This window comes from Actinopolymorpha pittospori, assembly GCF_014873875.1.
In the GTDB taxonomy this organism is placed as follows: Bacteria; Actinomycetota; Actinomycetes; order Propionibacteriales; family Actinopolymorphaceae; genus Actinopolymorpha; species Actinopolymorpha pittospori.
The window spans coordinates 2,801,680-2,814,561 of the sequence record NZ_JADBEM010000001.1; the positions used below are offsets into that span (position 1 = coordinate 2,801,680).

The window sequence follows — 12,882 nt, forward strand, 5'->3', positions numbered from 1 at the left end:
CGTGGTCTCATGCGATCCCCCCGATCGTGACCACGGCGACCGGCTGCGTCTCATCGACGGATGCCCCGGCCGCACGATCTCGTTGTCGAGGACGACCTTGGCAGCCGGCGATGTCAGATCACTGGCGGACGAGCGTCATTTCGTTGACGGCACCGGGATGCCGACGCACTAGACCGGGAGGTCGAGGCGGACGTTGAGTTCCTGGAGCCAGGTGTTCAGGCTGAGGGCGAACTCCATGACGGGTCGAGCGAGGCCACCGGAGTTCCCATCGCCGGGCGACTCGTCCAGGAGGCCCCGCGACTCCGCCTTGCCGAGCAGAGCCATGATCGGCGCGTCGCCTCGTCCGACGACGCGGGTGAACTGTTCGCGGAGTGCCTGTTCGTAGCTGGGGTCCTGGGTGGTGGGGTAGGGGGACTTGCGGCGTTCGGCGATCGAGGTGGGCAGCAGGTGTCTGGTCGCGGCGCGCAGCAGGCTCTTCTCGTGCCCGTCGAAGGTCTTCATCGCCCACGGCGCGTTGAAGACGTACTGGACGAGGCGGTGGTCGCAGAACGGCACCCGCACCTCGAGGCCGCTGGCCATGCTCATTCGGTCCTTGCGGTCGAGCAGCAGTTGAACGAACCGGGTGAGGTGGAGGTAGCTGATCTCGCGCATCCGACGCTCGTGCCCGGTTTCGCCGTCCAGGCGGGGAACCTCGGCGATGGCCTGCCGGTAGGAGTCCTCCCGGTAGGCGCGAAGGTCCAGCTTCTTGGTGAGCACCGGATCGAACAGGGCAGAACCTCGCCGGCCCTGCGCGGCGAACATCGCCAGCCAGGGGAAGGTGTCGGCGTTGACGGCGCGGGGTTCGTGGAACCAGCGGTAGCCGCCGAACACCTCGTCGGCCGACTCGCCGGACAGCGCGACGGTCGAGTGCTCGCGGATGGCGCGGAACAGCAGGTAGAGCGAGATGTAGGCGTCGCCCCAGGTGGCCGGCGACTCGTTGGCCCTGATCACCGTCGCACGGTTGCCGGGGTCCATCAGGTCGGAGGTGGACAACACGATGTCGCTGTGGGCGGCCCGGACGTGTTCGGCAAGCTCGTGGACGTACGGCGTGTCAGGCGTGTCGCGGATCGGGTCCGGCTTGAAGTTCTCGGCATAGCCCACGAAGTCCACGGCGAAGGACCGGACCGGCCCTGACCCCTGCGCCGTCAGAGCCTTCGCGGCGATCGCGGTGATCGCGGAGGAGTCCAGCCCTCCCGACAGCAGCGTGCACAGCGGAACGTCGGAGATGAGTTGGCGCTGAACGATGTCCTCGAGCAGGTCGCGCACCGTGCCGATGGTGGTGTCCAGGTCGTCGGTGTGCTCGTGTGCCTCGAGCTGCCAGTACCGGCGCTTGTCGATGCCACCTCGATGGACGCGCACCACGGACCCCGGTCGCACCTCGTGGATGTCGGCGAACACCGACCGTTCGGGTGTCTTGACGAACGACAACATCTCCCGCAGCCCGTCCAGGTTCAGGACTGGCTCGACCTGCGGATTGGCCAGGATCGCCTTCGGCTCCGAACCGAACAGCACTCCGTGCGGCAGCGCGTGGTAGTACAGCGGCTTGATGCCCATCCGGTCCCGCACCAGCAGCAACTCCTGCTTGCGGGTGTCCCAGATCGCGAACGCGTACATGCCGTTGAGGTGGTCGACGAAGGAGTCGCCCCACTCCAGGTACGCATGCAACACCACCTCGGTGTCGCTGCTGGTCTGGAAGCGGTGGCCACGCCCCGCCAACTCCGTACGCAGTTCGTGGAAGTTGTAGACCTCGCCGCTGTAGGTCATGACCGCGGCCGCGTGGCCGCCGTCCTCCACCGACATCGGCTGGCGGCCGCCCTCGAGGTCGATGATCGAGAGCCTGCGGTGGCCCAGCGCCACATGCCGGTCCAGCCACATCCCCTCGGCATCCGGGCCACGGCACGCCATGGTGTCCGTCATCGCCTGTGTGACCGTGCGCTGGCCACTCAGATCAGCCTCGAAGTCCACCCAGCCGGTGATGCCGCACATTCAGCTGTTCATCTCCTTCCGACGCCACTCCGCGGAACGCGGGACCTGCCGGGAGGAAGTCGGTCGCGGGAGGACTGCCCGACGGTCCGTTCGGCACGTATCGTTCGACGCGCCACTCGTCCAACGTAGTGGCGGTAGTTGCTCTGAGCAACGTTGCGTCGCGCAACATTCCGGTCAATGGTGGGGCACTCATGAGCAAAGTGAACGTACGTCGTGGCAGGGGCACGCCTTCGCCCACGGGAGATTCGTCCACGGGGGAGAAGCCCACGCTGGAGATCCTCGAACGCGAGGTCACCCTGCTCGTACGCAGCGCGCTCCGCGGTCTGTGGGACGAAGGGTTCGGGCCGGCTCCCGGCGTCGACCGACACAGCTATCCCATGCTGGTCCTGCTCGCCGAAGAGGGCCCGATGCGCGTCGGCGAGGTCGCCCGATGGTTCCGGCTGGACAAATCGACCGTGAGCAGACACCTCGCACGGCTGGCGACCGCGGAACTCATCGAGCCGGTAGACGATCGGGCCGGTGTGCGCTCACCGCTGCGCGTCTCCGCCGCGGGCAGGGCCCGGATGGCCGAGATCAGTCGGGCGCGGCAGGAGTGGATGGGTGAGGCGGTCGAGGGTTGGTCCCCGGACGACATGGCAGTCCTGGCCGACCTGATGTCCAGGCTCAACGAGGACCTGCGGGCCGTACGGGAGAAGCGGCGGGGTGGCCGTGGCGAGGGCCCCATCGAGGGGAAGTCGGACGCGTCGCGGGAGGCTGTTCCGGCTCGCCGTCGCTAGGGTGAAACACGAACCCCCGCGCGGCACCGTGGTCCAGGTGCGCCTGCCGTGGCGTTCGAGAGTGTCGAGGTAGCGATCATGACCGGAGACCGGGACAGGATTCGGGCCGACTTCGACGACGTGGTCAACATGGCGCCCGCCGAACTCGAGCGCTGGCTCGCCACCGACCAGTCGCGCCGGGCCGGACAGCATCGAGACGGTGGTGAGTCGGTCGGACACGAGTCCGGGCGCCGTATCGTCGAGATCCGTCGGAGTACCAGAGGCGATCTCAGTGTCGACGATTACGCACACATGCGCAAAGTCGTCGGATACGTGCATCGGCATCTCGCGCAGCGTCCCTCGGGGGACGTCCGCGACAGCACCTGGCGTCATTCGTTGATGAACTGGGGACACGATCCACTCAAGGATCGAAGGGGTTGAGAGGGGGCGATCGTGCACGAGTTCCGCGAAGGTGACCGGGTTCGCTGGGACGCCGGGAACCAGAGTTCGGTCGGGACGATCGAGCGCAAGCTGACCGAGGACACCGAAGCCGGCGGACGGCAGGTACGGGCCAGCGAGGAGGAGCCGCAGTACCTCGTTCGCAGCGAGAAGACCGGTCGTACCGCGGTGCACAGGCCGTCCGCTCTCCACCGCCTCGACTGACCGCGTCGTCGGGGTCGCGTCGACTGAGGGATGGCGATGGTTTTGGGCCTGGCTCGACCAGGCCCGCTTCCCGTCGGGAGCGGCTAGCTGGTGCGTCCGACGGTCAGGTGTCCCTCGGACGGAGCTCGCGCGGCAGGGAGGGATCGGTCAGCACGTCATAGAGGTTGCGCGCGATGGCGTGGTAGCCGTACATCGCCCCGTTCACCCTGCGCAGGCCGAGGTCGTCGCTGAGTCGGCGGGAGTCGGCCAGGACGCGTCGACACCGGTCAGCCAACTGCTCGTAGTGCGCGAGCGGTACCTCCTTCAGTTCCATGGCGTCCCTGTCGAGTACTTTCGGCGGCCAACGAGCAGCAAGCGCCGCGACGGCCGCGTCCTGTCGGCGAGGCAGTGACCTGCGGCCTCGAGCCAGGATCGAAGGGTGTCGATGGACACCGCCGGTCCCCACCAGGGCGCCGGCGTCATCGGAGCGAGGTAGCGGTCCAGGGCGTCGATCGCGTCCTGGTAACCGAGCCCGCCCACGTCGAGTCCGACGCCATGGCCGATCTCACGGATGCCGTGCTCGACCTGCCACGACGCCGTGGTCAGCCGCCCGAGCGTCAGGTCGTACGGCGGTCGTGCCGTGCTCCCGTCACTGGTCCAGGATCGTCAGGTCCAGTTGACGCAGCCGCTCGGGATCGGCGAGGACGTCGATCTGGACGATCCGGCCCTGCGTCACGGTGAAGGCCAGCACCGACAGGGGTTCGCCGCCCGGTGCGACGAGGAGCCCGGCCGCGCCGTTGACGAGCGCCGGGTACGTGACCGCCGCGGGTTGGGAGAACGTCAGCGCCTGTCGCGCGACGTTCGCGGCCCCGCGGATCACCCTCGTCAGGTCCGGCCGCTGGTCACCACCGTCGCCTCGGAGGACGACGTCCGGGTCGAGGACCTCGACCAGCCGATCGAAGTTCCCCTCCCGGGCGGCGGCGAGGAAGGCTTGGACAACCTCGCGTTGGCGTACGACGTCGGCGTCGGGAACGGCGGCCTCCCCGCGCACCCGGCGCCGCGCCCGGCTGGCGAGCTGTCGGGTCGCGGCCGGCGAGCGTCCCACGATCGGGGCGATCTCCTCGAAGGACACGGCGAACACGTCGTGCAGGACGAACACCAGTCGTTCCGTCGGGGCCAGGGTGTCCAGGACGACGAGGAGTCCCAGGCCGATCGAGTCGGCGAGAAGTGCCTCCTGCTCGGGATCGATCGCGTCCTCGCGGCTCAGGATCGGGTCGGGTACGTACGTCTCCAGGGACTCCTCGCGCCGCGACCTGCGCGAACGCAGCATGTCCAGGCACACCCGCCCGACAATCGTCGTGAGCCAACCACCGAGGTTCGCGACGGCACTCGTGTCGGCACGGCTGACCCGCAGCCAGGACTCCTGTACGGCGTCGTCGGCCTCGCTCAGCGAGCCGAGCATGCGGTAGGCGACCGCCCGCAGGTGAGTCCGGTTCGTATCGAATTGCTCCGCCAGCCAGTCCTGATTGTCCATCTGCCACGCTTCCTCGTTCGGCTTCCCGTCGTCAGCCTGACGGATGGAACGCGGCGAATGTGACAGGGCCGCCCACCCACCGGACGGTGCGCACCGGGCGTGCGGTCATGGTCGCGGCACGACGCCCGCACGCCCGGATGTGTCGCGGAGCCCGGCTCAGCGCGGCGGAGCGCCCGGACCGCTCAGAGCGGGTTGGTCTTCAGTACACCGGTCAGCCGGTCGTACTCGAAGGTGAACGAGCGGGTGTCGGCCGTGTCCTGCAGGCCCTCGATGCTGACGTCGAGCCTGCCGAGCCGCACGTCGTCGTGGGTGGCGATACGCAGCCACGGCTCGCCGGCGCGCAGTGCCGTGACCTCCTTGAGCAGTGTGCCGTCCCGCCCGGCGGCGATGGCGTAGCTGCGACCCTGCGGCGAGAGGAAGTCGATACCGCCGTCCTCGCGAAGGGTCATGGTGATGACGAGGTTGCCGCGCCCGCCGTTCGCGGTGCCGATGAAGTCGTAGATCGGGGCCGGGTCGCCGACGTAGTACTTCAACCGACCCATGCCGGTGACGTCCATGCCGTTGTAGAACGTCCGCCCGTCAGTGTCGAGCCACAGGTGCGGATTGTGCGTCTTGGCGTTGAAGTCGGGCCCGGAGTTGTAGGAGATGTGCCAGTGCGGCGGGTTGTCGTTGTGCAGCGTGTTGTTGGTCTCGAATCCCATCAGCACGAAGCGGTGCCCCTTGGCGGCCGCGACCTCCACCATGCCGGAGTCCATCAGGATCGCGTGGGAGGCGATGAGTTGGTGAACGACGGAGCGGACCTCTCCGGTCGGCCACGCGACACTGGTGAACGGACCGGCGACACGGTCGGGGTCGTTGTGCTCGATCCGGAAGTTCATGCCGGGAGAGTCGTCGGGGAAGCTCCACACCTGCAGCGTCGGCTGGTTGGCGTCAACCGACGGTTGCGTCATCGGCAGGGTGAACGTGAACGCGTACCGGTCGAGCCGGTCACGCCGGATCTCCGGACGCAGCTCCTGGTGGATGACCGCCTCGACATAGGTGTTCGGCCAGCCGACCTGGACCTCGATGCCGTCGGTGTTCTTCGGCCCGCGTACGACCGTGTAGAACTCCGCTCGGCTGGCGACCGAGTAGGTCGCGCCCGGGACGATGTCGTAGCCCTCCGGCAGCGTGATCTCGGGCCGGCTGGGCTCGCCGGCAAGTCGGCGAACGACGCGGAAGAGTCCATAGGTCACGTCGGCGGCCTGCGCGACGCCGGGAAGCGCTATCGCGAGGCCAACGGCGGGCACGCCGGCAAGCAGGGTTCGTCGGGTCAGTGGTGTGGGCATCGAAGGTCCTCCCCTGGAAGTCATGATCTTCAACGTGTGATCATCTTCGCCCGAACCGACCCGACAAGGTCCCCTCGCCGAACACCAGATGAAGGGAGCCGCTCCCGGCCTCACCGCTCCGGCCTCACCCCTCCGGGCCTCACCCCAGCAGGTCCCTCGTGTCCAGCAGCAGCCAGGTGTCCGGCGGGATCTCCGGCTTCCCGGGCACCGGCCGGCGTTCCTCCGTCCACGCCGACCCCACGGCGGCCGTGGCGAACCCACGCCAGAACCGCGCGGCGCCGGCGTTCTCCTCCTGGAAGGCGATCGCCCAGCGGCCTGGTTGGGAGCGCAACAGTTCCAGTGCGGCCCGTTGTCCGACGCCGTTGCGGCGAAGGGCGCGGACGACGAAGAAGCCGCCGATGGACGTCGCGCCGTCGGCAAGTCGCCGGGTCATCGTGAAGCCGGCGAGCGTCGAGTCCTGGTGGATCAGGTAGACCCGGCGGTCCGGCTCGCTGAAGAACAGCGGCAGCCGCTCGAACGCGTACAGTCCGTCGGGGCTCGGCGTGTAGCCGCGAAACTCCGACAGGTCATGGCGTTCCAGCTGTGCCAGCCGTTCGACCACCAGCCGGTGCTCCTCGCCGACCCGCTGAATCCTCACCGTGGATCCCACTGTCAACTCCCTCTTGCCGGGCTGACCCTTCTGGTCGGGTCGCATGGTCGAGTGTCGTGAGCGATAGTGGGAAGCCCTTAATCTTTCGCGTGGAGGCGAAACATGGGCTGGTGGCAGATCAGCGCGGACACTCTGGCGCAGAGCCGCTTCGTCGTCTCCCCGCTCGCGGAGACGGTCGCGGCCATGATGGCGCTGCGCTCGGGTGCGGCGGCCTACCCGGGGGAGCGGCGCTGGGTCGACCTGCACCGGCCCGGCTACCAGGAGTACCTCGCAGGTGACCCGATCGGCGAGGCCCTCGTGCGATCCGCGCTGGGCAGGAACTGGATCGCCGACTTCCTGGCGCCGACGCCTTCCGGCGCGGAGGGTGTGACGTTCGAGGAGGAGGTGGCGAGGGTCCGGGCGACGCCGGACGAGACCGCGCGGGCCGATCTGGCGGTGGCTTCGGGCGGCCCGGTTCCGGACCAGCTTCGGGTGTCGTCAGGGCTCGGCCACCGCACCGCCGACCTGCTGGGCTGGGTGTGGACGCAGGCCGTCCTGCCGTACTGGAACCAGCGCCGGCGGATCATCGAGGCCGACGTCCTGGCGCGGGCCCGTCAACTGAGCCTTGGCGGCTGGGCGGCCGCGCTGGACGGCATGCAGCCGAAGACCCGCTGGCTCGGTCAGGGCCGGCTGCAGATCAACGGGCACGACTACCCGCCGCGGGAGTTGTCCGGGGTGGACCTGCTGTTCGTACCCGTCACGCCACGGCAGGGCTGGGTGTCCTGGGAGGAGCCGAGCCGGTACGCCGTCGTCTATTCGTGCTCGGGCGTGCTCGCCGACCAGGGCCGCGCGCCCCTACCGCAGGCGCTGGGCAGGCTGCTCGGCCCGGCGCGGGCGCAGGTCCTAGTCCTCCTCGACACGCCCAAGAGCACGACGCAACTGGTGGCGCTGACCGGCCAGGGGCTCGGCTCGGTGGGTCGTCATCTCAAGGTCCTGCTGGACGCCGGTCTGGTCCTGCGTCGGCGAGCCGGCCGGACGGTGCTCTACTCCCGCCTCGCGCCCGGTGACGCGTTGGTGGAGGCTCAGTGGGTGGGCAGCGCCGTAGACGCCTGGGACTCGAAGTAGTCGCGCAGCCGGACGGCGTACACCCGGCGCTCCGCGGCGGTCGCGGGCTCGGGACGGTGGCGGCTGGCGTAGAGGTCGTCGCCTGCGTACCGAGGAAACACGTGCACGTGGTAGTGCCACGCGTCCTGGTAGCCCGCCGGCTCGTTGTGCTGCCTGGTCGAGACGCCGTCGCAGTCGTAGGTGTGCCGGATGGCGACCGCGACCTCGCGCACCAGGTCGTGGACCGCGTGCCCGTCGGCGTTCGGCAGGTCGTACAGGTTCTCGTGGTGTGCGGTGGGGACGACGAGGACGTGGCCGTGGTTGTTCGGCCACCACCGTGCCGAGACGAACGCGGCGGCCCGCTCGCTCCGCCGTACGATGTCGTCGGGATCGCTCAGCGGTGTCTCCCGGCCGGCGAGGAGCAGGCAGAACGGACACGAGTAGCCCGTGGGCTCATGGTTGAACACGCGTCCTCCGGTGCGCTCGTCGAGCGGCTCGATCCGGCATCCTCACGGCGCTGTCAAGCCAGGATTGACCTTCTCCACCAGGGCGCGGAGGTCATCGAGCTCGCCTTCGGTGAGATCGGTCAGGGGTGGACGTACCGGTCCGGCCGTCCGGCCGACCGCTGTCAGGCCCGCCTTGACGATGGCCACGGCGTACCCGGCTCCACGGTTGCGGATGTCGAGGTAGGGAAGGACGAACTCGTCCAGCTTGCGGTAGGCCTTCTCCCGGTCGCGGGCCCGCACCGCGTCGTAGAAGTCCATCGCCCACTCCGGCATGAAGTTGAAGATCGCCGAGGAGTAGGTCGTGACACCCATCTCGAGGTACGGCAGCGCGTAGGTCTCGGCGGTGGGCAACCCGCCGATCGACAACAGCCGATCGCCAAGCTGGGCGTGGATCCTGGTCAACAGGTCGACCGAGCCGATCCCGTCCTTGAAGCCGATCAGGTTGGGGCAGGTGTCGGCCAGGGTGCGTACGGTGTCGAATCCGAAGGCGGCGTTGGCCCGGTGGTAGACGATCACCCCGAGCGAGGTCGCCGCGCACACCGCGCGTACGTGCGCGACGAGGCCCGCCTGGGACATCTCGGTGAGGTACGGCGGCAGCAGGAAGACTCCGTGCGCTCCGGCGGCCTCGGCGTCCCGCGCCATGGCGACCGCCTGCGCGGTGCCGTAGCCCGCCGGGGCGATCACAGGTGTGCCGTCCGGCACCGAGGCGACCGCGGCGCGCACGACCTGGCTCACCTCCGTGGGCGTGAGGGCGAAGAACTCGCCGGTGCCGCCCGCCGCGAACAGCCCGGACGCGCGAAACGATCCCTGCCAGGCGACGTGCTCGCGGTAGGCCGCCTCGTCGAAGGCGAGGTCGGGAGTGGCGTGGGTGACGGGGAAGGACAGCAGTCCCGTGCCCAGCGCGGACCTGAGCTCCGGTGGGGTGAACGTCGCCATGGTGAGCCTCCAGTCAGTGGGCGTCCGGTCGGAGTGGGTACCCGTGCTGATGTCTCACCAACGCGGCTTCGTGGGGTCGTAGTCCGGCTGGAACCTTCGCATGTAGCCGGTGTCGTCGCGGCGGCGGATCCCGCACGAGACGTACTGCTCGTGCAGGCGGGCGAGCGCGTCCCGGTCGAGTTCCACGCCGAGCCCGGGGCCGGTCGGCACCGCGACGGAGCCGTTCTCGAAGTGGAACAGCCCCGGCGCGATCACCTCTTCGCTCTCCAGCTTCCACGGCCAGTGGGTGTCGCACGCATACGTCAGGTTCGGCGTCGCGGCGGCGAGGTGGGTCATCGCGGCCAGGCTGATACCGAGGTGGGAGTTGGAGTGCATCGACAACCCCATCCCGAAGGTCTCGCAGATGCCGGCGAGCAGGTGGGACCGGACCAGGCCGCCCCAGAAGTGGTGGTCGGACAGGATGACCTGGACGGCGTCCTCCGCGACGGCCGGCCCCAGATGGTCGAACGCGACGACGCACATGTTCGTGGCGAGCGGCATCGACACCTCTCGCGCGACCTTCGCCATCCCGCCGATGCCGGCGGTCGGGTCCTCGAGGTACTCGAGCACCCCCTCGAGTTCCTGGCCGACCCGGATGGAGGTCTCCACACTCCAGGCGGCGTTGGGGTCGATGCGCAGCGGGTGCTCGGGGAAGGCCCGGCGGAGCGCGTGGATCGTCGCGATCTCCTCCTCGGGCGGGAGGACGCCACCCTTGAGCTTGAGCGCGGTGAAGCCGTAGTCGTCGACCATTCGGCGGGCCTGGGCGACGAGCCCGTCAGGGGCGAGCGCGGCGCCCCAGGAGTCGGGCTCCTCGCCCGGATGACCCGCCCACTTGTAGAAGAGGTAGGCGCTGTAGTCGACCCGGTCCCGAACGGCGCCGCCGAGCAGGTCGCTGACCGGCCGGCCGATCGCGTGACCCTGCGCGTCGAGGCAGGCCACCTCGTACGCCGACAGGACCCGCTCGGCCGCGCGACTTCCGGTCATGACACCGCTGCTGGCGGCCCGGCCACGGGACGTGTCGCCGTCCACGACCTCGCGGATCCGTCGGGCGACCTCGTGGGTGTCCCACACGTCGACGCCGGTGAGCCGCGTCGCGGCGGCGCGGACGTCGGCCAGGTGGCCGTCGTCGCCGTAGGTCTCGCCCAGGCCGGTCACGCCGCCCTCGGTGACGATCTCGATGATCGTCCGGAGTGCGAAGGGCTCGTGGACGCCGGAGGAGTTGAGCAGCGGTGGATCCCGGAACGCGACCGGGGTCACGCGTACCTCGCGGATGCGGTCGGTCTCACTCGACACAAGCTCGGCCACCAGGAGTCCTCCGCTCGATGCGACGGCGGCGTCCGCTGCCGGACATCTCGGACGCCTACGAGCGAATCTAGTGGGCGTGCGGTGGTGGAGACAGCGCGGCGGCGGCATCCGAGACGGTACGGCCGCGGTAGGACAGTGTCGGTGATCGTCCGCGATCCGCGACTTCCTGCAGAAGCTTCCCTCCTCCCTCGACCTGCGGACCTACTGCGACGCGACGGTCTTCGCACGCGGCGGGCAGGGAAGGGACGAGAACGAGGGCTACGACGCGTTCGTTCCGCTCATCGACTCGGGGATCTCGAGCTCGCGGAGTCCTGTGAGTTTCCGCAGACAGACACTCGGCTCGCCGCAGCCCTGAACGGCATGCTCGCCCAAGTGGAGCGGGCCTTCGCCGCCCGGGCGACCTCCGAGGCGCGGATGCGCCGTTTCGTCACCGACGTGAGTCACGAGCTGCGCACGCCGCTGTTCGGCATCAGGGGTTCCACCGAGCTGTACCGGATGGGTGCGCTGTCCAAACAGGCGGACGTCGACCAAACCATGCGCCGGATCGAGAGTGAGTCGAGTCGTCTCGCGAGCCTCACCGAGGACCTGTTGCTGCTCGCCCGGCTCGACGAGGGCGCCGGCCCGGGCGCCCTGCGGCTGCAGCTCGCACCGATGGACCTACGGACCCTCGCGGCGGACGCGCTCCACGACCTGCGTGCCCTCGACCCGACCCGCACCGTCGAGCTCACCGGACCAGGCACCGGACCTGCTGCCAGGCCGGGCACCGGTCCGGATGCCATCGGGTCGGCCGCTCCAGCCCCGGTCATCGGTGACGAGGCGCGGCTCCGGCAGGTCGTGGCGAACCTGGTCGGGAACGTGATCGCCCACACGAAGGCCGGCACCAGCGTGCGGATCGGCGTCGGGACGGTCGGAACGCGGGCGGTGCTCGAAATCGCCGACAACGGGCCGGGGCTCGCCCCCGACCAGGCCGCTCGCATCTTCGACCGCTTCTACCGGGCCGACAGGTCCCGCAGCCGCACGGACGGGCGAACGGGATCCGGTCTCGGGCTCGCCATCGCGCAGTCCCTGGTGGCAGCGCACAGCGGACGGATCGAACTCCGGACCGCCCCGGGGCAGGGGGCGACCTTCCGCATCGTTCTGGCCGCCGCGGGATGTCAGGCGGAGCGCGCCGCGGACTCGCCTGCCATCGACTCACCAGCCAGCGGGGAGGTCGCCGACCGCAGTTGATGCCGGTCGGCCCACTCGACGATCGCGGCCGCGATCGCCTCCGGCTGGTCCTCGGGGGCGAGATGCGCGGCCGGCCCGCAACCGCGGATCTCCAGGTTGGCGATGTTCTCGGCACACCACGCGGTGAGCTCGGGACCGATCATCAGGGTCGGTGAGGAATCGAAGGTCAGGAGCAGCTTCGGAACGTCCGCACTGCCCGCGAGCCACCGGTCGTACGCCGTGATGCGGTCGACCACGTCGGCCGGTTCCCCGTCGAGGGGCATCGAACGGGCCCACTGCAGCAGCGGACGTCGGCTGTCGTACGTCGGGTAGGGCTCGCGGTAGGCCCGCAGGTCCTCCTCGGACAGCGGGGTCAGCACGGTCTGCCGGAACGCCTCGGCGAAGACGTTCTCTTCCAGGACGAGCCGCTCACCGACGTCGGGCGTCCGGAAGGCCTCGAAGCGGCCACGCGCCGCGGCGGGGAACTCTGCCCAACTCATCGGCCGGACGATGGTCTCCATGAACGTCAGGCCGCGGATCCGGTCCGGGTGGCGAGTCGCCCAGTCGAAGGCGAGCGCTCCGCCCCAGTCCTGGCCGACGAGCACGACGTCGTCCAACCCGAGCCGGTCGAACCACGCGTCGAGGAAGCGTGCGTGGTCGGCGAAGCGGTACGGAATGGCCGGCTTGCCGGACCGCCCCATCCCGATCAGGTCGGGGGCGAGGCAGCGGCCGGGCGCGCCGATCCTCGGGAGTACGTGCCGCCACAGGTGGGACGAGGTCGGGTTGCCGTGCAGGAAGACCAGCGGCGTACCGCTTCCGGTCTCCTCGTAGTACATCGTGGAGTCGAGCACATCGACTGTGGGCATGGCGAAAAGTC

General features: G+C 69.5%; 14 protein-coding genes. 5 read left to right on the top strand and 9 right to left on the bottom strand.

Annotated features, from left to right (window positions below; translation table 11 throughout):
• Positions 1-168: 168 nt before the first annotated feature.
• Entirely contained in the window at positions 169-2,025 is a 1,857-nt protein-coding gene (gene asnB, locus HEB94_RS13280) for an asparagine synthase (glutamine-hydrolyzing) (RefSeq protein ID WP_192750167.1), read from the bottom strand.
• 191 nt (positions 2,026-2,216) lie between these two features.
• On the opposite strand from asnB, the gene HEB94_RS13285 reads away from it, so the two are divergent.
• From HEB94_RS13285 to HEB94_RS50540, 3 genes are read left to right on the top strand one after another with little or no spacing between them, the layout of a single operon-like run.
• Entirely contained in the window at positions 2,217-2,801 is a 585-nt protein-coding gene (locus HEB94_RS13285; protein ID WP_192750168.1) for a MarR family winged helix-turn-helix transcriptional regulator, read from the top strand.
• Positions 2,802-2,849: 48 nt separating this feature from the next.
• Positions 2,850-3,221, top strand: a complete 372-nt coding sequence (locus HEB94_RS13290) for a DUF3140 domain-containing protein (RefSeq protein ID WP_337917650.1) — start codon at positions 2,850-2,852, stop codon at positions 3,219-3,221.
• Positions 3,222-3,233: 12 nt separating this feature from the next.
• A complete protein-coding gene (locus HEB94_RS50540) occupies positions 3,234-3,443 on the top strand; it encodes an HVA1 family protein (RefSeq protein WP_192750169.1) in 210 nt (69 codons plus the stop codon).
• A 103-nt stretch (positions 3,444-3,546) separates the two neighbouring features.
• Here HEB94_RS50540 and HEB94_RS13300 read toward each other — a convergent pair whose 3' ends face one another.
• The 4 genes from HEB94_RS13300 to HEB94_RS13315 form a co-directional block, all read right to left on the bottom strand.
• Positions 3,547-3,756 (bottom strand): hypothetical protein, encoded by a 210-nt coding sequence (locus HEB94_RS13300; RefSeq protein ID WP_192750170.1) that lies wholly within the window; start codon positions 3,754-3,756, stop codon positions 3,547-3,549.
• A gap of 315 nt (positions 3,757-4,071) precedes the next feature.
• Positions 4,072-4,956 carry an RNA polymerase sigma factor SigJ gene (gene sigJ / locus HEB94_RS13305; protein WP_192750171.1) on the bottom strand — a complete coding sequence of 295 codons (885 nt, stop codon included), beginning with the start codon at positions 4,954-4,956 and terminating at the stop codon, positions 4,072-4,074.
• A gap of 182 nt (positions 4,957-5,138) precedes the next feature.
• Entirely contained in the window at positions 5,139-6,281 is a 1,143-nt protein-coding gene (locus tag HEB94_RS13310) for a hypothetical protein (protein WP_192750172.1), read from the bottom strand.
• A gap of 139 nt (positions 6,282-6,420) precedes the next feature.
• Positions 6,421-6,918, bottom strand: a complete 498-nt coding sequence (locus HEB94_RS13315; RefSeq protein WP_337917652.1) for a GNAT family N-acetyltransferase — start codon at positions 6,916-6,918, stop codon at positions 6,421-6,423.
• A gap of 114 nt (positions 6,919-7,032) precedes the next feature.
• On the opposite strand from HEB94_RS13315, the gene HEB94_RS13320 reads away from it, so the two are divergent.
• On the top strand, positions 7,033-8,034 hold the full coding sequence (locus HEB94_RS13320) for an ArsR/SmtB family transcription factor (protein ID WP_192750174.1): 1,002 nt from the start codon (positions 7,033-7,035) through the stop codon (positions 8,032-8,034).
• Here HEB94_RS13320 and HEB94_RS13325 read toward each other — a convergent pair.
• Genes HEB94_RS13325 through HEB94_RS13335 form a run of 3 tightly spaced genes read right to left on the bottom strand, consistent with a single transcriptional unit; the run spans position 7,992 to position 10,799 of the window.
• A complete protein-coding gene (locus HEB94_RS13325) occupies positions 7,992-8,480 on the bottom strand; it encodes an HIT domain-containing protein (RefSeq protein ID WP_192750175.1) in 489 nt (162 codons plus the stop codon). The genes HEB94_RS13320 and HEB94_RS13325 overlap by 43 nt on opposite strands.
• Before the next feature lie 42 nt (positions 8,481-8,522).
• Positions 8,523-9,455: a 5-dehydro-4-deoxyglucarate dehydratase gene (gene kdgD / locus HEB94_RS13330; RefSeq protein WP_192750176.1), complete on the bottom strand. Its 933-nt coding sequence runs from the start codon at positions 9,453-9,455 to the stop codon at positions 8,523-8,525.
• Positions 9,456-9,509: 54 nt separating this feature from the next.
• Positions 9,510-10,799: a glucarate dehydratase family protein gene (locus HEB94_RS13335; RefSeq protein ID WP_337917653.1), complete on the bottom strand. Its 1,290-nt coding sequence runs from the start codon at positions 10,797-10,799 to the stop codon at positions 9,510-9,512.
• A 360-nt stretch (positions 10,800-11,159) separates the two neighbouring features.
• Between HEB94_RS13335 and HEB94_RS13340 the strand changes: the two genes are divergently transcribed.
• On the top strand, positions 11,160-12,026 hold the full coding sequence (locus HEB94_RS13340; RefSeq protein ID WP_192750178.1) for a sensor histidine kinase: 867 nt from the start codon (positions 11,160-11,162) through the stop codon (positions 12,024-12,026).
• On the opposite strand, the gene HEB94_RS13345 is transcribed toward HEB94_RS13340, so the two are convergent.
• Positions 11,954-12,871 carry a haloalkane dehalogenase gene (locus HEB94_RS13345; protein ID WP_192750179.1) on the bottom strand — a complete coding sequence of 306 codons (918 nt, stop codon included), beginning with the start codon at positions 12,869-12,871 and terminating at the stop codon, positions 11,954-11,956. The two genes, HEB94_RS13340 and HEB94_RS13345, sit on opposite strands and share 73 nt — an antisense overlap.
• Between the last annotated feature and the right edge of the window lie 11 nt (positions 12,872-12,882).

What these genes read in the sequence shown, in the direction of transcription:
- HEB94_RS13310 (WP_192750172.1), bottom strand. Translation starts at nt 6,281, where the DNA reads ATGCCCACACCACTGACCCGACGAACCCTGCTTGCCGGCGTGCCCGCC.
- sigJ (WP_192750171.1), bottom strand. Translation starts at nt 4,956, where the DNA reads ATGGACAATCAGGACTGGCTGGCGGAGCAATTCGATACGAACCGGACT.
- asnB (WP_192750167.1), bottom strand. Translation starts at nt 2,025, where the DNA reads ATGTGCGGCATCACCGGCTGGGTGGACTTCGAGGCTGATCTGAGTGGC.
- HEB94_RS13320 (WP_192750174.1), top strand. Translation starts at nt 7,033, where the DNA reads ATGGGCTGGTGGCAGATCAGCGCGGACACTCTGGCGCAGAGCCGCTTC.
- kdgD (WP_192750176.1), bottom strand. Translation starts at nt 9,455, where the DNA reads ATGGCGACGTTCACCCCACCGGAGCTCAGGTCCGCGCTGGGCACGGGA.
- HEB94_RS13340 (WP_192750178.1), top strand. Translation starts at nt 11,160, where the DNA reads ATGCTCGCCCAAGTGGAGCGGGCCTTCGCCGCCCGGGCGACCTCCGAG.
- HEB94_RS13345 (WP_192750179.1), bottom strand. Translation starts at nt 12,871, where the DNA reads ATGCCCACAGTCGATGTGCTCGACTCCACGATGTACTACGAGGAGACC.
- HEB94_RS13300 (WP_192750170.1), bottom strand. Translation starts at nt 3,756, where the DNA reads ATGGAACTGAAGGAGGTACCGCTCGCGCACTACGAGCAGTTGGCTGAC.
- HEB94_RS13285 (WP_192750168.1), top strand. Translation starts at nt 2,217, where the DNA reads ATGAGCAAAGTGAACGTACGTCGTGGCAGGGGCACGCCTTCGCCCACG.